The sequence below is a fragment of the Spirillospora sp. NBC_01491 genome (assembly GCF_036227065.1).
Taxonomy (GTDB): Bacteria; Actinomycetota; Actinomycetes; order Streptosporangiales; family Streptosporangiaceae; genus Spirillospora; species Spirillospora xylanilytica.
The window spans coordinates 4,988,704-5,007,298 of the sequence record NZ_CP109432.1; the positions used below are offsets into that span (position 1 = coordinate 4,988,704).

The 18,595-nt window shown below is 71.9% G+C and carries 19 protein-coding genes; 12 read left to right on the plus strand and 7 right to left on the minus strand.

What is annotated here, in order from left to right:
• Positions 1–14 precede the first annotated feature (14 nt).
• Complete coding sequence (locus tag OHA34_RS23255) at positions 15–599, plus strand: NADPH-dependent FMN reductase (protein WP_285939552.1); 585 nt, start codon at positions 15–17, stop codon at positions 597–599.
• A gap of 133 nt (positions 600–732) precedes the next feature.
• Here the strand turns inward: OHA34_RS23255 and OHA34_RS23260 are convergent, their stop codons facing one another.
• Complete coding sequence (locus OHA34_RS23260; RefSeq protein ID WP_285939551.1) at positions 733–1,539, minus strand: SDR family NAD(P)-dependent oxidoreductase; 807 nt, start codon at positions 1,537–1,539, stop codon at positions 733–735.
• Between the two features lie 272 nt (positions 1,540–1,811).
• Between OHA34_RS23260 and OHA34_RS23265 the strand changes: the two genes are divergently transcribed.
• Genes OHA34_RS23265 through OHA34_RS23280 form a run of 4 tightly spaced genes read left to right on the plus strand, consistent with a single transcriptional unit; the run spans position 1,812 to position 5,122 of the window.
• Positions 1,812–2,792 carry a zinc-dependent alcohol dehydrogenase gene (locus OHA34_RS23265; protein WP_285939550.1) on the plus strand — a complete coding sequence of 327 codons (981 nt, stop codon included), beginning with the start codon at positions 1,812–1,814 and terminating at the stop codon, positions 2,790–2,792.
• A 25-nt stretch (positions 2,793–2,817) separates the two neighbouring features.
• A complete protein-coding gene (locus OHA34_RS23270; RefSeq protein WP_285939549.1) occupies positions 2,818–3,216 on the plus strand; it encodes a 6-pyruvoyl trahydropterin synthase family protein in 399 nt (132 codons plus the stop codon).
• Positions 3,213–4,292, plus strand: coding sequence for a glycosyltransferase family 4 protein (locus OHA34_RS23275; protein WP_329518900.1), 1,080 nt, complete (start codon positions 3,213–3,215; stop codon positions 4,290–4,292). The genes OHA34_RS23270 and OHA34_RS23275 overlap by 4 nt, the downstream gene beginning before the upstream one ends.
• A complete protein-coding gene (locus OHA34_RS23280; protein ID WP_285939547.1) occupies positions 4,292–5,122 on the plus strand; it encodes a class I SAM-dependent methyltransferase in 831 nt (276 codons plus the stop codon). The genes OHA34_RS23275 and OHA34_RS23280 overlap by 1 nt, the downstream gene beginning before the upstream one ends.
• Here OHA34_RS23280 and OHA34_RS23285 read toward each other — a convergent pair.
• Entirely contained in the window at positions 5,119–5,589 is a 471-nt protein-coding gene (locus OHA34_RS23285; RefSeq protein ID WP_329518901.1) for a GbsR/MarR family transcriptional regulator, read from the minus strand. The genes OHA34_RS23280 and OHA34_RS23285 overlap by 4 nt on opposite strands.
• A gap of 79 nt (positions 5,590–5,668) precedes the next feature.
• Here OHA34_RS23285 and OHA34_RS23290 point away from each other — a divergent pair, with 79 nt between their 5' ends.
• From OHA34_RS23290 to OHA34_RS23305, 4 genes are all read left to right on the plus strand, one after another.
• Positions 5,669–6,562 (plus strand): ABC transporter ATP-binding protein, encoded by an 894-nt coding sequence (locus OHA34_RS23290; RefSeq protein ID WP_329518902.1) that lies wholly within the window; start codon positions 5,669–5,671, stop codon positions 6,560–6,562.
• Positions 6,563–6,593: 31 nt separating this feature from the next.
• On the plus strand, positions 6,594–7,436 hold the full coding sequence (locus tag OHA34_RS23295) for an ABC transporter permease subunit (protein ID WP_329518903.1): 843 nt from the start codon (positions 6,594–6,596) through the stop codon (positions 7,434–7,436).
• A gap of 148 nt (positions 7,437–7,584) precedes the next feature.
• Entirely contained in the window at positions 7,585–9,012 is a 1,428-nt protein-coding gene (locus OHA34_RS23300) for a WGR domain-containing protein (RefSeq protein ID WP_329518904.1), read from the plus strand.
• A gap of 125 nt (positions 9,013–9,137) precedes the next feature.
• On the plus strand, positions 9,138–10,100 hold the full coding sequence (locus OHA34_RS23305) for an alpha/beta hydrolase (RefSeq protein WP_285940093.1): 963 nt from the start codon (positions 9,138–9,140) through the stop codon (positions 10,098–10,100).
• Positions 10,101–10,179: 79 nt separating this feature from the next.
• Here OHA34_RS23305 and OHA34_RS23310 read toward each other — a convergent pair whose 3' ends face one another.
• Positions 10,180–10,548 (minus strand): hypothetical protein, encoded by a 369-nt coding sequence (locus tag OHA34_RS23310; RefSeq protein WP_329518905.1) that lies wholly within the window; start codon positions 10,546–10,548, stop codon positions 10,180–10,182.
• 396 nt (positions 10,549–10,944) lie between these two features.
• Between OHA34_RS23310 and OHA34_RS23315 the strand changes: the two genes are divergently transcribed.
• Positions 10,945–11,592: a restriction endonuclease gene (locus OHA34_RS23315; RefSeq protein ID WP_329518906.1), complete on the plus strand. Its 648-nt coding sequence runs from the start codon at positions 10,945–10,947 to the stop codon at positions 11,590–11,592.
• Positions 11,593–11,631: 39 nt separating this feature from the next.
• Here OHA34_RS23315 and OHA34_RS23320 read toward each other — a convergent pair whose 3' ends face one another.
• Positions 11,632–12,150 carry a MarR family winged helix-turn-helix transcriptional regulator gene (locus tag OHA34_RS23320; protein WP_329518907.1) on the minus strand — a complete coding sequence of 173 codons (519 nt, stop codon included), beginning with the start codon at positions 12,148–12,150 and terminating at the stop codon, positions 11,632–11,634.
• Here OHA34_RS23320 and OHA34_RS23325 point away from each other — a divergent pair.
• The gene (locus OHA34_RS23325; RefSeq protein ID WP_329518908.1) at positions 12,149–13,702 is read left to right on the plus strand and encodes an MFS transporter; all 1,554 of its coding nucleotides are present in this window, start codon (positions 12,149–12,151) and stop codon (positions 13,700–13,702) included. The two genes, OHA34_RS23320 and OHA34_RS23325, sit on opposite strands and share 2 nt — an antisense overlap.
• A gap of 118 nt (positions 13,703–13,820) precedes the next feature.
• Here OHA34_RS23325 and OHA34_RS23330 read toward each other — a convergent pair whose 3' ends face one another.
• On the minus strand, positions 13,821–14,351 hold the full coding sequence (locus OHA34_RS23330; protein WP_285939539.1) for a PadR family transcriptional regulator: 531 nt from the start codon (positions 14,349–14,351) through the stop codon (positions 13,821–13,823).
• Positions 14,352–14,411: 60 nt separating this feature from the next.
• Here OHA34_RS23330 and OHA34_RS23335 point away from each other — a divergent pair, with 60 nt between their 5' ends.
• Positions 14,412–15,743, plus strand: a complete 1,332-nt coding sequence (locus tag OHA34_RS23335; protein WP_329518909.1) for a carotenoid oxygenase family protein — start codon at positions 14,412–14,414, stop codon at positions 15,741–15,743.
• Between the two features lie 64 nt (positions 15,744–15,807).
• On the opposite strand, the gene OHA34_RS23340 is transcribed toward OHA34_RS23335, so the two are convergent.
• Positions 15,808–17,697, minus strand: coding sequence for an ATP-binding cassette domain-containing protein (locus OHA34_RS23340; RefSeq protein ID WP_329518910.1), 1,890 nt, complete (start codon positions 17,695–17,697; stop codon positions 15,808–15,810).
• Positions 17,694–18,584 carry a Nif11-like leader peptide family natural product precursor gene (locus OHA34_RS23345; protein WP_285939537.1) on the minus strand — a complete coding sequence of 297 codons (891 nt, stop codon included), beginning with the start codon at positions 18,582–18,584 and terminating at the stop codon, positions 17,694–17,696. The genes OHA34_RS23340 and OHA34_RS23345 overlap by 4 nt, the downstream gene beginning before the upstream one ends.
• Positions 18,585–18,595: the final 11 nt, after the last annotated feature.

The following is an 18,595-nucleotide window of genomic DNA, read 5'->3' on the forward strand; positions in this document are numbered from 1 at the left end:
CGAGGAGAAGAAGAATGACCGAGAACCCGCTGCGTGTGGCGATCATTATCGGCAGCACCCGGGAGGGCCGCTTCGGACCGACCGTGGCCGGCTGGTTCATCGAGGAGGCCCGCCGGCACCAGGGCCTGGCGATCGACGTGATCGACCTCGCCGACACCCTGCCCCCGGCGGCGCTCGGCTCCGCGCTCGGCGGGGCCGCCGCCGAGGCGTTCAACGCGGTGACCGGGACGCTGGACGCGGCCGACGCGTTCGTGATCGTGACCCCCGAGTACAACCACAGCTTCCCCGGCACCCTGAAGAACCTGATCGACACGCACTTCACCCAGTGGCGGGCCAAGCCGGTCTCGTTCGTCTCGTACGGCGGAATGTCCGGAGGGCTGCGGGCGGTCGAGCACCTCCGGCAGGTCTTCGCCGAGCTGCACGCGGTCACCGTCCGCGACACGGTGAGCCTGCACAACCCGTGGGAGTACTTCGACGAGCAGGGCCGCCCGGACGACCTCCAGGCGTCCGGCACCGCCGCCAAGGTCATGCTCGACCAGCTCGCCTGGTGGGCCGAGGCCCTGCGCTCCGCCCGCGCCGTCCGTCCCTACGGAGGCTGAGAACGCGCCTCCGTCCGGAAGCACCCTCAAGGAGCGGGCGACCACGTGACGGCCGCGCCGATCGACCGGCGGGGCCGCGCGTCACGGCCCCGCCGGTCGCACCGATCGCACCGGCCCCGCCGGTCGCGTCCGGTCAGACGGCCTTGAGGAAGCCCGAGTCGACCGCGACGTCCGAACCGGTCGTGCTGCCCGAACGCGGCGAGACGAGCAGCGCGACGACGTCGGCGATCTCCTGGGGGTCGGCGAGCCGGCCGGTGGCGAGGCCCATCATCTCCGGCGCCGCCTTGTCGATCACGGTGTCGCGGTCGGCGCCCATCTGGGCGGCCAGGACGTCGGCCGCGCCGCCGTCCTTGGTCCACCAGTCGGTGCGGACCGGCCCGGGAGTGACGGTGTTCACCCGGACCCCCTGCGGGGCGTACTCCTCCGACAGCGCCTTGGTCAGGTTGTTCAGCGCCGCCTTCGAGGCGTTGTAGTCGACGTTCATCGGGGCCGGCTGCGTGGCGTTGGCCGAGGACACGTTGACGATCGCCCCCGCCTCGCTCTTCAGCAGGTGCGGGATCGCGGCGCGGATGGTCCGGACCACCGAGAAGAGGTTGAACTCGAACATCGCGCGCCAGTCGTCGTCGTTCGGGGCGAGGAACGAGAAGCGCGGCAGGGTCACGCCGGGCGGCGGCCCGCCGGCGTTGTTCACCAGGATGTCCAGCCCGCCGAACACCTCGACGGCGCGCTCCACCACCCGGGCCGGCGCCGCGGCGTCCATCAGGTCGACCGGGACGTGCACCAGGTTCGGCCCGGCGAGCGCGTCCAGCCCGGCGCCGCTCGTCCGGGACGCGGCCACCACGCGGGCGCCCTCGTCCAGCAGGGTACGGGTGATCGCCAGGCCGATGCCCTTGGAGGCCCCGGTGACGAGGGCGACGCGGCCGGTGAGCTTGAGGTCCATGTCGAATCCTTCGATCAGGGTGGTGTCGGTTCGTTCACCCCCTAGAACCCCGCCCGGCCGGACTCGGTTGCACGCGCCGGTCACCCGGGCCGGCCGCCCGCGGGCAGGCTCGGGAACCGCCCTCGCCACCACCACCGCCGCCGCCATTCCGCGACCCGCCGCAGCCATCGCCCTCTCAGCGGCGCTCGGACTGCTTGTCTGGTCCTTCGGCCGCGACATCGGATGGCTCTGGTGCGACCGCACGAAGCATCCCGCAGCCTTGGAGGACGCCGATGGAGCGCCAAGCACACGCCTTCTGGGTCCGTTCGCCCGGTGAGGGGGAGATCAGGGCCGTCACCCTGCCGGAGCCCGGCCCGGACGAGGTGCTGGTCCGCACCCTGTACTCGGGGGTGAGCCGTGGCACCGAGACGCTGGTCTTCCGCGGCGGGGTGCCCGAGAGCCAGTACGAGGTGATGCGGGCGCCGTTCCAAGAAGGCGACTTCCCCGGACCGGTCAAGTACGGCTACCTCAACGTGGGGGTCGTCGAGCACGGCCCGCCGGGTCTGCTGGGACGCGCCGTCTTCTGCCTCTACCCGCACCAGACCCGGTACGTCGTCCCGGCCCAGGCCGTGACGCCCGTGCCGGAGAACGTGCCCCCGTCCCGGGCGGTGCTCGCCGGGACGGTCGAGACCGCCGTGAACGCCCTGTGGGACGCGGCGCCGCTGGTCGGCGACCGGATCGCCGTGGTCGGCGCCGGGATGGTGGGCGGCTGCGTCGCGGGCGTCCTGGCCGGGCTGCCCGGCGCCCGCGTCCAGCTCGTCGACACCGACCCGGCCCGCGCGGACGTCGCCGAGGCGTTCGGCGTCGGCTTCGCGCTGCCCGAGCGGGCCGAGGGCGAGTGCGACCTCGTCGTGCACGCCAGCGCCACCGAGTCCGGCCTCACCCGGTCCCTGGAACTGCTCGCGCCGGAGGGCGAGGTGGTCGAGCTGAGCTGGTACGGAGACCGGCGGGTCGCCCTGCCGCTGGGCGAGGCGTTCCACTCGCGCCGCCTGGTCGTGCGCGGCAGCCAGGTCGGCGCGGTGTCGCCGGCCCGCCGGTCCCGCCGCACGTTCGCCGACCGGCTGGCGCTGGCGCTGGCGCTGCTCGCCGATCCGGCGTTCGACGTGCTGGTCACCGGCGAGAGCGGCTTCGCCGACCTGCCCGGGGTGCTGCCCCGCCTCGCGAGCGGCGAGCTCCCCGCCCTCTGCCACCGCATCGTCCACGATCCCGCCTAGGCGGGCGGCACCGGAGGCCAGCACCGTGTTCAGCATCACCGTCCGCGACCACATCATGATCGCCCACAGCTTCCGCGGCGAGGTCTTCGGCCCCGCGCAGCGCACGCACGGCGCGACGTTCCTGGTGGACGCCGCGTTCCGCCGCGCCGAGCTCGACGCCGACAACATCGTGGTCGACATCGGGCTCGCCACCCGGGCGCTCGGCGCGGTGACCGGCGAGCTCACCTACCGCAACCTGGACGACGAGCCCGCGTTCACCGGGATCAACACCTCCACCGAGTTCCTCGCCAAGGTGATCGCCGACCGGCTCGCGGACCGGGTGCGGGCGGGCGAGCTCGGCGAGGGCGCCCGCGGCCTGACCGGGATCGCGGTCACGCTGCACGAGTCGCACGTCGCCTGGGCGAGCTACGAGCGCACATTGTGACCACCACCTGCTTCGTCGTGCCCGGCGACATCGGCGACCTGTCCAGACCCAGCGGCGGCAACACCTACGACCACCGCGTCCGTCAGGGCCTCATGGCGGCAGGGTGGCCGGTGCGCGAGATGGCCGTCCCGGGGACGTGGCCACGGCCGGACATCGTCGCGAGGTCCGGGCTAGCGCAGTCGCTCTCCGCATTGCCCGATGGCACCGCCGTCCTTCTGGACGGTCTGGTCGGGTGCGGCGTTCCAGATGTCGTCATCCCCCAGGCGAACCGTTTGCGGATCGCGGTCCTGGTGCATCTGCCCCTAGGAGACGAGTCCGGGCTGTCCTCCGGCCCGGCCGCAGAGCTGGACGCCCTGGAACGAGAGACCCTGCACGCCGTGGACGCGGTCATCGCGACCAGTTCCTGGGCGGCACGCCGGTTGACCGAGCATCACGGGCTCACTGCCGTCCACGTCGTTCCCCCAGGCGTCGATCCTGCGCCGCTCGCGCCTGGCACCGATGGCGCGTCCCGGCTGCTGTGCGTCGCCTCGGTCACACCACGCAAAGGGCTCGACCGTCTCGTCACGGCTCTCGCCTCCGTCTCGGACCTCTCGTGGACATGCGACTGCGTCGGTCCGCTGCACACCGACCCCGTATACGTGGCGCGGCTCAGGCAGCAGATCGACGAGGAGGGCCTGAGCGACCGCGTTTGGATGACGGGTCCCCAACACGGGGAGGAGCTGAGCGCCTCTTACGCCGCCGCCGACCTCGCGGTGCTCCCGTCCCTGGCCGAGACGTACGGCATGGTCATCACCGAATCCTTGTCCAGAGGAATCCCCGTTCTGGCGACGAACGTGGGCGGCGTACCGGAAGCTATGAGCCAGGCTCCGGCTCCTCATGGGACCGTGCCCGGGATCCTCGTCCCGCCGGACGACCCCGAGGCACTCGCCGCAGCCCTGCGCCGCTGGCTCACTGACCACGAACTACGGCAGACCCTCAGGAGCGCGGCGCGGCTTCGCCGTGACGTCCTGGACGGTTGGGAAACGACGTCACAACGCATGGGTGCCGTACTGGACCAATTGCATGGAGAGCCCTGATGAGCCTGTCTCACACATCCGGTTTCAGTCCTGACTGGCTAGCACTGCGCGAGAACGCCGACGCCGCCGCCCGCGCCCCAGAACTCGTCACCCTGCTCAAGGAGCACCTGCCTGCGGGACGGCTGGTCATCCGCGACCTCGGCTGTGGCACCGGTTCCATGGGCCGCTGGCTTGCGCCGCAGCTCCCCGGTCCGCAGCACTGGATCCTGCACGACCACGATCCCGCGCTGCTCGTCCGGGCCACCACAGGCATGACCGGCATGGCGGCGTCCGACGGAAGCCGCGTCACGGTGGAGACGCACCAGGGGGACCTGGCCGGGCTGAGCGCCGCCGACCTCACCGGCACCTCGCTCATCACCGGTTCCGCCCTGCTGGACCTGCTCACCGCCACCGAGGTCGACCAGCTCGCCATGGCGTCCACCGGGGCCGGCATCCCCGCGCTCCTGACCCTCTCCGTCGACGGCCGGGTCGCACTGTCGCCCGACGACCCGCTCGACGCCGAGTACACCGCCGCGTTCAACGCCCACCAGCGCCGCACGCATCACGGCCGCCGCCTGCTCGGCCCCGACGCCGCCGCCACCGCCGCGCTGGCGTTCGAACGCCACGGCGCGGCCGTCCGGACCCGTCCGAGCCCTTGGCGGCTCGACGCGGCGCAGGCGCAACTGACGGCGGAGTGGCTCCGGGGCTGGGCCGGGGCCGCCCGCGAACAGCGCCCGGAACTCGCGAACGACTCCTACCTGCCGCGCCGGCTGGGCACCTGCACCGCGGGCGAGCTGCATGTGACCATCGAGCACACCGACCTGCTCGCCCTCCCGGAACGGCCCGCCTAAACGGGCCGGCCCCCAGCCCGCTCGGCGCGCCAACGGTCGACCAGGGCCGGGAGTTCGCGGAACATGAAACCGTAGAAGTCGCGCATCTCGGCCAGCCGCCGCGCGGCCGGGCTGTCCGCTCCGGCGGCCTGGATGCCCTGGTCGGCGGCCTCGAACATGGTCTGGACGAGGCCGTTCTGCGTCGACATCAGCGTGGCCCAGGCACCCTCACGCAGCCGGTAGTGCTCGCGGCGGCTGCCCGGCACGGGCACGCGTTCGATCAGCCCGACCGTCGACAGCATCTTGATCGCGCCCGACACCGAGCCGGAACTGATCGCCAGTTGCCCGGCCAGCTCGGGCGCGGTGACGCTGTCGGCGTCGGCGAACAGGAACGCCGCCATCACCCGTGCGGTCGCCTTCTGCAGACCGCCCTGGGCCAGGGCCAGCGCCATCCGCTCGGCAGCCTCGGTGGTGTCCGTCAAGGTCATCCCCCCTCGAAGTACTCAACGCGATTTTAACAGCTCGAAGCTTTCAGTAATCTCTGAACACTCTGATACGGTTCGTACCATGCGTACGGCGATCGAGCTGAACGAGCTCACCAAGACCTATGGCCAGCGGCGCGGCCTGGACGGCCTGACCCTCCAGGTGCGCGCGGGCGAGGTGTTCGGCTACCTCGGTCCGAACGGCGCCGGGAAGTCGACCACCATCCGGCTGCTGCTGGACCTGATCCGCCCGACCTCCGGAACCGCCCGCGTGCTCGGCCTGGACCCGCGGGCCGGCGCGGTCGAGCTGCACCGCCGCATCGGCTACCTGGCCGGCGACTTCGTCGTCGACGGCCGCCAGCGCGCGGGCGAATGCCTGGCGTTCCTGGGCGGTCTGCGCGGCGGCGTCCCGGTAGCGCGGATCACCGAGCTCGCGGCCCGGCTGGAACTGGACCTGACCGCGCGGATCAAGAGCCTTTCCAAGGGAAACCGGCAGAAGGTCGGGATCATCCAGGCGTTCATGCACGACCCCGAGCTGCTCATCCTGGACGAGCCCACCTCCGGGCTCGACCCGCTGGTCCAGCAGACCTTCCTCGACCTGGTCACCGAGGCCAGGACTGCCGGGCAGACGGTGTTCATGTCCAGCCACATCATGAGCGAGGTCGAAGCCGTCGCCGACCGCGTCGCCATCATCCGCGAGGGCCGCCTGGTCGCCACCGACACCGTCACCGACCTGCGGTCCCGCTCGTTCCTCCAGGTGCGGCTCACCTTCGCCGACCCGGTCCGGCCAGAGGAGTTCAGCGTCCTGCCCGGCGTCACCGACCTGGTCCTCGACGGGACGACCCTCACCTGCCGCGTCGACGGCAGCCCCGACCCGCTGGTCAAGGCCGCCGCCCGGCACACCCTCACCGGCCTGCGCGCCGATACCCAGGACCTGGAAGAGCTCTTCCACGCCTACTACACCGGCCATGCCGCCTGACCCGCCGACCACCACCACGAACGGCAGCGCAATGACGACTCCTTCGGCACCCTCCAGCACCCCGTCCCTGGGCACCTCGGCGCTCGCCCGCGCCTTCGGCGGCTCACTGTTCGCCAAGACCCTGTTCGACAACCGGCGCGTCCTCATCGCCTGGGCCCTCGCCACCGGCCTGCTGGCGATGATGTACGCCGCGTTCTACCCGCAGATCTCCGCCGACTCCCTGGCGAGCGTCCCCGAGGCCATGCGCGGGTTCGGCCTGGACGACGCCACGTCCGCCGCCGGCTACCTCCAGGGCGCGGTGTTCGGTCTGCTCGTTCCGCTGCTCGTCGTCTTCTACGGTGCCGCCACCGGCGCCCGCATGATCTCCGCGGACGAGGAGTCGGGCTACCTGGACCTGCTGCTGGCCCACCCCCTCGGCCGCGTCCGGCTCCTGCTGCACCGGTTCGCCGCGCTCGCCGCCGGAGCCGTCCTGATCTCCGCCGCCGTCCTGGCCGCCATGCTCGCGGTCCGCACCAGCGCGAAGCTCGACTCCATCACCATCGGCGGCTTCGCCGCCCAGACCGTCAACCTGGCGCTGCTCGCCATCCTGTTCGGCGCGCTGGCGACCGCCATCGGCGCAGCCACGGGCAAGGGCCGCGCCACCGTCTTCGGCGTCACCGCCGGCCTGGGCGTGGCCGCCTACGCCCTGCGCGGCTTCGCCCCCCAGGTCGGCGCGGACTGGCTGCGCCACCTCACGCCGTTCGACTACTACATCGGTGGGGAACCCCTCAAGAACGGCTTCCAGCCCGCCGACGCCGCCGTCCTGGCCGCCGTCACGATCGTCCTCATCGCCGCCGGCGCCTGGCGCTTCACCCGCCGCGACGTGGCCCGCTGACCCGGGGCCCACGGCCAGGGGGAGATCGCCGCCGCGATCGCCTCCTGGACGGACCGCCTGGGGCTCCGCTGAACGTCCGCATGGACGTCCTCCTGTCGGACCCGCCTTCTACGCTCGCCGCATCAGCCGTGAACCGGAGGGTGACCTGATGCCAGCGCAGACCACGTACCTGGAACTGTCGGACGACAGCGGGACGGCCCACAAGTTCTACGAGGTCATCAGGTCCGGCGTCCAGGTCACCATCACGTACGGCCGTATCGGCACTCCCGGACAGGCCAGGACGACGGCGTTCCCCACCGCGCAGGCGGCGGACGCGGCGGCGCAGAAGAAGATCGGCGAGAAGGTGCGCAAGGGCTACGCCCCCGCCGTTCGGGGCGTCCGGCAGCGCCGCGCGGTCACCCGGCGCGCCATCGCCAGCAGCAGGTCCACGGCCAGCCAGGCGCCGGTGCTGTGGCGGTTCGCCAGCGGCGCGGCGGCGTTCGGCATCTTCGTGGACGGCACCGGATGCTGGGTCGGCAACCAGCACGGCGACGTGTACACGGTGGCCCACGACGGCACGGTCACCAGCCGGTTCAGGCTGCCCGACGGGGTCAAGTGCATCGTCGCCGACGACTTCTGGATCTACGCGGGCTGCGACGACGGCAAGGTCTACGACCTCAGCGGCAAGGTCCCCCGGGTCGCCTACGAGATCTCCGCCGACGTCGACATCTACTGGCTCGACATCGACGACGCGATCCTCGGCGTCTCCGACCGGAACGGCCGGGTCACCGCGATCGACCACGAGGACGAGTTCCAGTGGGCGCGCGACGTCACCGGCGACTCCGCCTGGATGGTCCGCTGCGACACCGGCGCCATCTACCACGGCCACTCGCGCGGCGTGGCCCGCTACGACAGCTCCGACGGCACGCCGCGATGGCAGACCCAGGTCGACGGGAACGTCCTGTTCGGCTGGCAGGAGAGGGAAGCGGTCTACGCCGGCACCGGCCGCAGCCGCGTCTACCGCCTGGCCAAGGAGGACGGCTCCGTCGAAGCCGTCTACAAGTGCGACGCACCGGTGTTCTCCTGCGCGACGGCCCCCAGCGGACGGTACGTGTTCGCGGGCGACAACCACTCGTCGGTGTACTGCTTCGACCAGCACGGCGAGCGCCTGTGGAAGCTCGGCACAGGCTGCGGCTCGGCGTTCTCCATGCAGTTCATCGACGACCGCCTCTACATCGTCACCACCGACGGGACGCTCGCCTGCATCGACGCGGGGGAGGAGGCGATCCGGGCGGCCGAGCGGGGTACGGTCCCCGAGCCGCTCGACGTCAAGGCCGCCGCGTCGCTCGTGGCCGTGGAGCCCGGCCTCACCTTGGAGACCACCTCCGAGACCGGGGACGGCATCGTGGTGGAGTGCTACGAGGACGGCCCCCGCCTCCGCGTCCGGGTGTCCAGCCCCGGGTACGACGCGGGCTGGCGGGTGCAGTTCCCCAAGGACATCCGGGAGCCGGGTGCCCGCTACCTGGTCGAGGGCGTGCGCGCCTCCGAGCGCGGGGGCTTCTACCGGGCCTTCGGTGAGATCAAGCGGATCCGGTGACCACTCCCAACTCGCCCCATTTGTAACGTATGTGAACTTTATGGCGTTTTCCCTTGCCCGGTTCGGCGCACGACTCCAGGTGTGCGCGGACCCGACACGTGAGGGGGAACGTCGTGACCGACACGATCGTCAAGAACAGGGTGGTGCTGGAGCGGGCGGCACAGGAGTTCGCCGACGCCAACGCCCGGCGGCCCTACATCTACGAGCTTCCGCCCCAGGAGGGACGGGAGGTGCTGGAGAAGCTGCAATCCGATCCGAGCGTGCCCATGCCCGAGATCGACGAGGAGTGGATCCAGGTGCACGGCGGCCCGACCGGCGTGGTGCCGGTGCGGATCGTCAAGCCCAGGGACGCGACCGGGACGCTCCCGGTGATCTTCTACACCCACGGCGCGGGCTGGGTCTTCGGATCGGCCCACACGCACGACCGGCTGGTGCGGGAGCTGGCGATCCGCTCCGACGCCGCGGTGGTCTTCCCCGAGTACGACCGCTCGCCCGAGGCCAAGTACCCGACCGCGGTCGAGCAGAGCTACGCCGCCGCCCGCTGGGTCATGCGGCACGGCGCCGAGAAGGGGCTGGACCCCACCCGGATGGCGGTGGCGGGCGACTCGGTCGGCGGGAACATGGCGACGGTCCTGGCGCTCATGGCCAAGGACCGCGGCGACGTGAACGTGGTCGGCCAGGTGCTGTTCTACCCGGTCACCGACGCCGACTTCGACACCGAGTCCTATCACCAGTTCGCCACGGGCTACTACCTCAACCGCGACGGCATGAAGTGGTTCTGGGACCAGTACACCACCGCCCCCGAGCAGCGCGCCGAGGTCTACGCCTCGCCCCTGCGCGCGAGCGTCGACCAGTTGCGCGGCCTGCCTCCGGCGATGGTCCTCAACGGCGAGGCCGACGTGCTGCGCGACGAGGGTGAGGCGTACGCGGCCAAGCTGCGCGAGGCGGGAGTGGAGGTCACCGCCGTCCGACTGGCGGGCATGGTGCACGACTTCGCCATGATCGACCTGCTGCGCGACACCCACGCCAACAAGGCCGCCATGGAGCTGGCGACCACCGCCCTGCACGAGGTCCTGAACGGCGCCTGACCGGCCCGGCGACGAGGCCGGCCGAGATCCGCCCCGTCGATCATGGCGAGGTTGGCGCCCTCGCCCACGACCGGGGACATCAGGTAGGCGGCGTCGCCAGCAGGGTGACACCGGGGGTGCCCGCCCAACCGTGGCCGACGCGCAGCGCGTAGATCGGACGCGGGACCAGGGCACCCTCGACATCGTTGATCAACTCCGTCAGGGCGGGGTCCCAGCCGGCGAAGTTCTCCAGCAGGGTCGCCTTGGCGCCGTCGGTGTCCGCGAAGTCGATCCCCGACCTCCAGCCCTCGGGGACGGTGAGGGTGACGTAGGTGTGCAGCGTCCCGCCGGATTCGCGGTGGGCGAGGAAGCCCTTGCCCGCGCCGAGCGCGAAGAGCACCCCACCGCCGCCGACGGCCGCGGCCCCGGGATGACGGGCATCGGCGTCCAGCAGGGTGGTCTCGCCCATGGACACCCGGGTGTAGGCGGGGGTCGCGCCGCCCGCCCGCCGAGGGGGCGCACCGCCGCGACCTTGGCCCCCCAGCGATGGTCCCGGCGGGCAGCGAGCCGAGCAGGAGGTCGCGCAGCCGCCCGCGGTCGACCTCCAGGCGGTTGCCGGAGCCCCCGTCCTCCAGGTGGACGGGGGCTCGCTCGTCGAGGACGCGCATGGCCTCCGCGCCGGGCAGGGTGATCTCACGAAACGCGTCGATGAGCCTGGCGGCGCGCAGGGCGACGTCCCGTCCGGACCGAAATCCGCACGTGGAGCACCCGTAACAGGCCAATATTCGATGATCTTGAAATTCCGGGGCGAATTGTCAGAGGCGCGGGTCATCCTGCGGGAAACCGACCGTTACCGGAGGTGTCCGTGGACGAACCCTCCCCGCCCGTCCGGCGCGGCCCCCACGCCGTGCTCCTGGCCGCCCTCGCCTTGGCCGCAGGCGCCGTCACCTGCGTCGGCCTCTACTTCCTGATCGGATTCGTGCTGGCGCACTGGCGCTCGATCGCCCTCATCCTCGCAACGGCCGCGGTCCTGGCCGCCGTTCTCGCCGTCTGCATCGTGAAACGCCGGTGGGACGCGCGGCAGCGGGCGGAACGGCTCCGCGAGATGGCCCACCTGGAAAGGGTCGACCAGATGACCGGCCGGGAGTTCGAGGAACTGACGGCCGCCCTGCTCCACCGGGACGGCTACCGCCGCGTCGAGATCGTCGGCAAGGCGGGCGACGGCGGCGCGGACGTCCTCGCGGTGGCGCCCGACGGCCGGCGGATCGCCGTCCAGTGCAAGCGCTACAGCAGCACCATCGGCGTCCGGCACGTCCGCGAGATGGTCGGCGCGGTGAACGCCACCTACCGCGACCACGTCGGCGTGTTCGTCACCAGCAACCATTTCACCAAACCGGCGGTGAACGAGGCGGGCAGCCTGCTCGTCCTCCTCGACCGCGACCGGCTGGCCCGCTGGATGGACGGCACCCCCCTCGTCTGCGAACTCCCCGAGGCGTTCTCGGCCACGGGATGACCCCGGAGGCCACCGCCTCGGCGGCCTCCCTCGCGCGGGTCAGCCGCAGGCTTCGGAGATGCCGTCGAGCCAGTCGCGGATCGCCGCCCGCTGCCCGGCCGTGAACCCGGCCTCCAACTCGGCCTCTCGGCGCTCGACGGCGATGCGTGCCTCGGCCAGGCGCGCCCGCCCGGGCTCGGTGACGTGGATCCGGTGGGTACGCCGATCGGACGGGTTCGGCCGCCGTTCGATCAGGCCCGCCGCTTCGAGACCGCCGAGCATCTCGTTGGCGGCCTGCCGGGAACTCGCCACCTCCCGGGCGATGTCCGCGACCGACATCCCGGGCTGCGCCTCGGCCATCAGCAGGGTGGCGTACTGCGACGTCGACAGCCCGAACGCCTTGAGCTCCTCCCCGATCGCCGACCGCATGTTCAACCAGACCCGGCGGACCATGAAGGTCAACGCCCCGCCCTCGTGCCGGTGGGAACCCAACGCCCAACCCCTTCTCAGATTGACAGGTTCCTGACGATCCTCCAGGATAATCGTCAGGTTCCTGCCAATCGTACCGAAGGTCTCCATGCCCGCGTCCCCGACGCTGCCGAAGTCCAGGCAGCGGTTGATCCTCGCCGTGCTCCTGTCGTCCTCCCTGCTGATCTGGATGGACAACACCATCCTCAACACCGCCTTCGAGACCCTCACCGACCCCGCCCGCGGCCTGGGCGCCCGCCCCGCCCAGCTGCAATGGGCGACCGGCTCCTACACCCTGGTCTTCGCCGCCCTGATGTTCACCGCGGGCGCGCTGGGCGACCGCTTCGGCCACCGGACCGTGCTCGCCACCGGACTGGCGGCCTTCGCAGGCTCGTCGGTAGGGGCCGCCTACGCCGGCGACGCCGGCCAGCTGATCGCCGCCCGCGCCGCGATGGGCCTCGGCAGCGCGCTGATCATGCCCGCCGCCATGGCCATCCTCACCTGGACCTTCACCGGCCCCGCGCGGGCGACCGCGATCGGCGTCTCCTCGGCGTCCGCCGGGGTCGGCCTGGCGGCGGGCCCCCTGCTCGCGGGCGTCCTGCTCGACCACTTCTGGTGGGGCTCGATCTTTCTCGTCAACGTCCCGGCCGTGGCGCTCACCCTGGTGGGGATCTTCACGCTGGTCCCGGACTTCCGCAGTCCCGCCCCGCGCCCACTGGACCCGGCCGGGCCGCTGCTGTCGATCAGCGGGCTCGGCGCGCTGGCCTACGGGCTGATCCGCGCGGGGCAGGTGGCCTCCTGGAGCCCCGCGCACGTCTGGGCACCGATCACCGCCGGACTGGTCCTGCTGACCGCCTTCGTGCTCGTCGAGCTGCGCGTCCGGCAGCCCAGCTTCGATCCCCGGCTGCTCGCGCGGCGGACGTTCGGCGGCGGCAACGCGGCGATCGGGCTGCTGCTCTTCGCCATGACCGCCGCCGGCTTCTACAGCGCCTTCTACCTGCAAGGCGCACGGGGCTTCTCGGCACTGGAGGCGGGCCTGGCCGCCTCCCCGGCCGCACTCGGCGCGATCGCGGGAGGGCCGCTCGGCATCCGCCTGGCCCGCCGCTGGTCGCTGCGCCCCGTCGCCTCGACGGCACTGACCACGGCGGCACTGGCGATGGGCACCGTCGGGCTCTTCGGGCTGCACACCCCGCTCGTCTGGATCGAGATCGAGCTGCTGGTCCAGGGCCTCGCGATCGGCGTGGTGATCGGCACGGTGACGGCGGCGCTGATGAGCACCCTGCCGCTGGAGCGGGCCGGCGCCGGATCGGCCGTCACCAACACCGTCCGGCAGACCGGCAGCGTGCTCGGGATCGCCATCGGCGGCACGATCATGTCGATCACGTACCGGCGCGCGATCGAAGCCTCGCTGCACGATCTGCCCGGCCCGGCGCGGGACCAGGCCCGGATCTCCGCGGAGCAGGCCCGGCACGCCGCCGCCGCGATCGATCGGCCCGGCCTGGCGCACGCCGCCGATGACGCGTTCATCCACGCCATGCACGTCGGCACGGTCTGGACGATGCTGATCGCACTCTCCGGAGCGGCCGTGCTGGTGATCGCCCTGCGCCCCGCCCGAAAGCCCACCGACCAGCAGATCGACGTGCTGGAGCCGACCGCTCCGTGACCGCCGCCGACGCCTTCACTCGCACACTGTCGAGTCCGCGCTCCACGCCGGACGCATAAGGGCCGCCCGGTGCTCTGCCAGGTCGGCCCACGGCGGATCCGTTCAGGCCACCGGCGGTTCAGCGGGACGCGGCGACCCGGTCAAGGGCCCACAGCGCCCAGTCCCGCCTGGCCTGGTGGAGCCGCAGGCCGAACTCGGCGGCCATGCGGCCGAGTTGCGGGCGTTCGCCGGGCTTGAGGCCGGCGTCGAGCTCCACCACGACGGCGGTCAGCTTCTCCACTTCACGCGCGCTCTCGTCGGCGTGCTGGCGGAGCAGCGCGCGCATGTCCTCAGAATCCAGCGACGTCAGCAGGAAGAGCTTGAGCGTGTCGGTGTTGCGCGCCTTGCCGTGCTCGGTGGGGAGGAACAGCCAGCGGCGCAGTTCCTCGCGTCCGGCGTCGGTGGTCGCGTAGACGCGGCGTCCGCGCGCGCCCTCGTCGACGACCTCGATCAGGTGTTCATCGGCGAGGGCGTTCAGCTCGGGGTAGATGCGGGTGTGCGGCGCGTGCCACGCGTACTCGCCCAGTTCCCTCGTGAACGCCTTCTTCAGGTCGTACCCGCTGGACGGCTCGTAGGCCAGCATCCCCAGCAGCGCGTGGCGCAGTGACATGCACCGAGTCTACATGTCCCTTATTGACATGTCCTATGTGTACATGTCAGCCTCCTCGGCATGACTTCGAGCTACCTCAGCGGGCTCCTCGCGCCCGTGCCCGACGAGATCGACGCCCATGACCTGCCCGTCACCGGCTCCCTGCCGCCCGAGCTGGACGGCCGGTACGTCCGCAACGGCCCCAACCCGCTCCCCGGCCGGGACCCGGGCCACTGGTTCGCGGGCGCCGGAATGATCCACGGGATCCGGCTGCGCGGCGGCCGGGCCGAGTGGTATCGCAACCGCTGGGTCAGGACCCGCGAGCTCGAAGGCGCCCCCCGCCGGCGCGCGGACGGATCGGTCGACCTCGCCGTGTCCGGGGCCAACACCCACGTCATCCGGCACGCCGGCCGGATCCTGGCCCTGGAGGAGGGCGGGCTCCCCTACGAGATGACCCCCGAGCTGGACACGACCGGTCCGCACGACTTCGACGGCCGGCTCACCACGGCGATGACCGCCCACCCCAAGCAGGACCCGATCACCGGGGAACTCCACTTCTTCGGGTACGACATCCGTCCGCCGTACCTCACCTACCACCGGCTCTCCGCAGCGGGAGAACTCGTCGAGAGCCGGGAGGTCGCCGTACCCGGGCCGACCATGATGCACGACTTCGCCATCACCGAGAACCACGTGGTCTGGCTCGACCTCCCCGCCGTCTTCGACCTGTCCCTGCTGGGCAAGGGCATGCCGATCAGGTGGGACGACTCCTACGGCGCCCGGCTGGGCGTGATGGACCGCGGCGGCGCCGTCCGGTGGTTCGAGATCGACCCCTGCTACGTGTTCCACGTCGGCAACGCCCACGAGGACGCCTCCGGCCGGGTCGTGCTCGATGCCGTGCGGTACGGCGCGGCGGCCTTCAACGCCATCTGGGGCGATATCGGGGGCGCGGTCGATCCGGTACAGGCCGCCTCCAAGACCGGGCTCCCACAGCTCCATCGATGGACGCTCGACCCGGGAACGGGGACGGTGAAAGAGGAACGGCTCGACGACCGCAGCATGGAGTTCCCGACGCTCAACGACGCCTTCGTCGGACGCGACGGCCGTTACCTCTACACGGTCGGAGACGACGCGATCCTCAAGTACGACACCGCCTCCGGCACCACCCTCGCGCGTGAGCTGGGAGCCGACGCCGGCGAGGCCGTCTTCGTCCCGGCCTCCGGCGGCCGGGACGAAGACGACGGCTGGCTGCTGTCCATCGTGTCGGACCGCGCGTGCGCCGGATCCGAGCTGCTGGTCCTGGCCGCCTCCGACCTCACCGAGGTCGCCCGGGTACGGCTTCCCCGCCGGGTCCCGACCGGCTTCCACGGCAGCTGGATCACCGCGGACGGCGGCGCGACCGCGCCCCCGGCGTGATCAGCGCGGCCGGCCGGTCGATGCGGCCGGCCGGTCGATGCGGCAGGTCAGTCGATGCGGCAGGTCAGTCGATGCGGGAGAAGCGGCGGGCGGCCCAGATCAGGCCGCCGGCCGTGAGCGCAACCATCAGGCCGCATTCGAGCAGCACCGGCGGATGCCACGAACCCACGCTCAGCGGCCGGAAAAGCTGGGACGGGGTGTCGGGCAGGTAGGCCGTGACGGTGCGGCGCATCACGTCCACCGCGTAGGTGAGCGGGTTGGCCAGCGCCACCCCCGCCATCCACGGGGGCATCGCACTGAGCGGGAAGAACGAGCCGGACAGGAACACCAGCGGCGCCATGATGACGGTCAGCACCGTGCCGAAGGTCTGCGGGCGCCGGATGAGGGTGGACAGCAGCACGCTCAGGATGGTCATGGTCAGCGAGACCAGCACCAGCTCGCCCAGCAGCAGCGCGATCAGGACGCCGTCGAAGGGGACTCCGACCAGGCCCGCGGTGGCGAGCAGGATGCCGGCCTGGCAGGTGGCCACCGTCGTCCCGCCCAGGCACTTCCCGACCAGCAGCGAGCTCCGGCTGACGGGGCCCGCGAGCATCTCGCGCAGGAAGCCGCCCTGCCGGTCCCACATGATCGAGGTCCCGGTGGCGAGCGCGGGCCCCTGCGCGGCCGTCACCAGCGCCCCCGAGAAGAGGAAGAGCTGGTAGGCGTCCCCGTTGGAGCCGGGCATCAGTTTCGCCAGGCCGACGCCGAGGATGAACAGGAACACCAGCGGCTGGACCAGGGAGATGGCGGCTCCGAGGTGGTCCCGCCTGAAGTGCAGCATCTCGCGCCGCCACACCATCCCCATGGCGCGCAGCTCCGCCCGCGGCCCGCCCCTGCCGACCTCGGACGCCGCGGGGACCCGCACCGCGCGGGACGCGGCGTCCGGCACGCCGGACGGTTCCGGCGGCGCCTCGTCGCGGATCCGGTGCCCGGTGTGGTGCAGGAAGACGTCGTCCAGGCTGGGCGAGGTGACCCGCGCCTCGTACACGGGGACGTCGAGCTCGGTGAGCAGCCGCGGCAGCACCCGCGCTCCGCCCGGCACCTGGAAAGACAGCCCCTGGCGGCCCCGGGTCACGTCGAGGCCGAGGCGCTCGCCGATCAGCAGCGCCGCCGCCGCGTCGTCGCCGGTGCGCAGGTCCACCCGGTCGGCGCCGAGCACCGACTTCAGCTCGGCGGGGCTGCCCTGCGCGACGATCCGGCCCGCGTCGATGATCGCGATGCGGTCGCACTGCTCGGCCTCTTCGAGGTGGTGCGTGGTCAGGAAGAGGGTGACCGCCTCGTTCTCGCACACGTGCCGCAGGTAGCGCCAGACCTGGGCGCGCGCGTTCGGGTCCAGCCCGATCGTGGGCTCGTCCAGGAAGAGGATCTGCGGGCGGTGCAGCAGCGCCCGCGCGATCTCCAGGCGGCGGCGCATGCCACCGGAGAAGGTGTGCACCACCTGGTCGCGGCAGCCGGTCAGCCCGACCAGCGCGAGCGTCTCCTCGATCCGCGCCGGGACCTGCGCCACCGGGACGTTGTACAGGTCGGCGTGGAACCTCAGGTTCTCGGCCGCGGTCAGCTCGCCGTCCAGGGTGGTCTCCTGGAAGATCAACCCGATCCGGCGGCGCGCCGCCGCGGCGTCCGTCCGGGTGTCATGGCCGGCGATCTCGACCCGGCCGGACGTGGGCACCGCCAGCGTGCACAGCATCGCGATCGTGGTGGTCTTGCCCGCCCCGTTGGGCCCGAGGAACCCGAAGCTCTCGCCGGGGGCGATCGTCAGGTCGACGCCGTCCACCGCGTCGACGCCTGGGTACCGCTTGCGCAGGCCGGTGGCCCGGATCGCGGGCGTCACCCGAGCGGACCCGGCGGGCCCATCGGCGAGAGCGGCGTCCGTGGGGGACGCGTCCATGGCGGAGGCGTCCGGCCGCACGCTCACGACCGGCCCGCGATGTCGTCGAACCAGGTGTCGGGGACGTTGCAGCCGAAGCTCCACCGATGCCGTTGCGTCGGGTTGACGATGCAGTGCCAGAACAGCCGGTCGGGATCCTGCTCCACCTTGAAGAACCGGGCCATCCGGGGCCGTTCCGACAGGGTGACCAGCTCGCGGGTCTCGGGGTGCTGGTAGCGGAAGAAGGAGGTCTGCTCGGGGTCGGCGAAGTCCTCGTCGAAGTCGATCAGGTACATCCGCCAGCCGGGCTGCTCCTCGTTGGTGTGCCACAACCGGTAGCTCGACGGCGGGTACCACATGCTGCCCGACAGCCGGACCTCACCGCCGAAGACCTTCTCCAGCGCGTCGACCAGCCGGGTCTTGGCCGCATAGTAGGCGTCGTACTCCTCGTGCTCGACGTGTTCGTCCAGGTTGACGAGGTGGAAGTCGCGCCTGTCCCGCGGGCCCGCCTGGGCGCCCAGCCCGGCACGCCACCGGCGGTGCTCCCTGCCGCCCGGCACCATCGAGGTGGAGCGCAGGTCCTCGGCCCGGAACCCCTCGTCGAAACGCGCGAGGTCGACCGTGGACGGTTTGATCTTCAACGCCGGCAGCTGGTCGATGACGGCCGCGAACCCGGGGATCTGGTCCATGTCGTACTCATGGTGGTAGAACGCGGTCGGCCCGGTCTCCGAGGGCGCCGACCGCACCACGGGCGCGGCCTCGGCGAGGTCCGGCGAAGAGGACGCCACCGCCAGATCCCGCTCGTCGAAGAGGTAGCCGTGGGCGCGGCCGAGGCGGATCATCTCCGCGACCGCGGTCATGGCCTTCATCTGCTGCCTGAACCGGGTGTCACGGAGGGCGACCCGTAGGAAGGCCGCGCAGGACTCAACAGACATGTGTCACATCA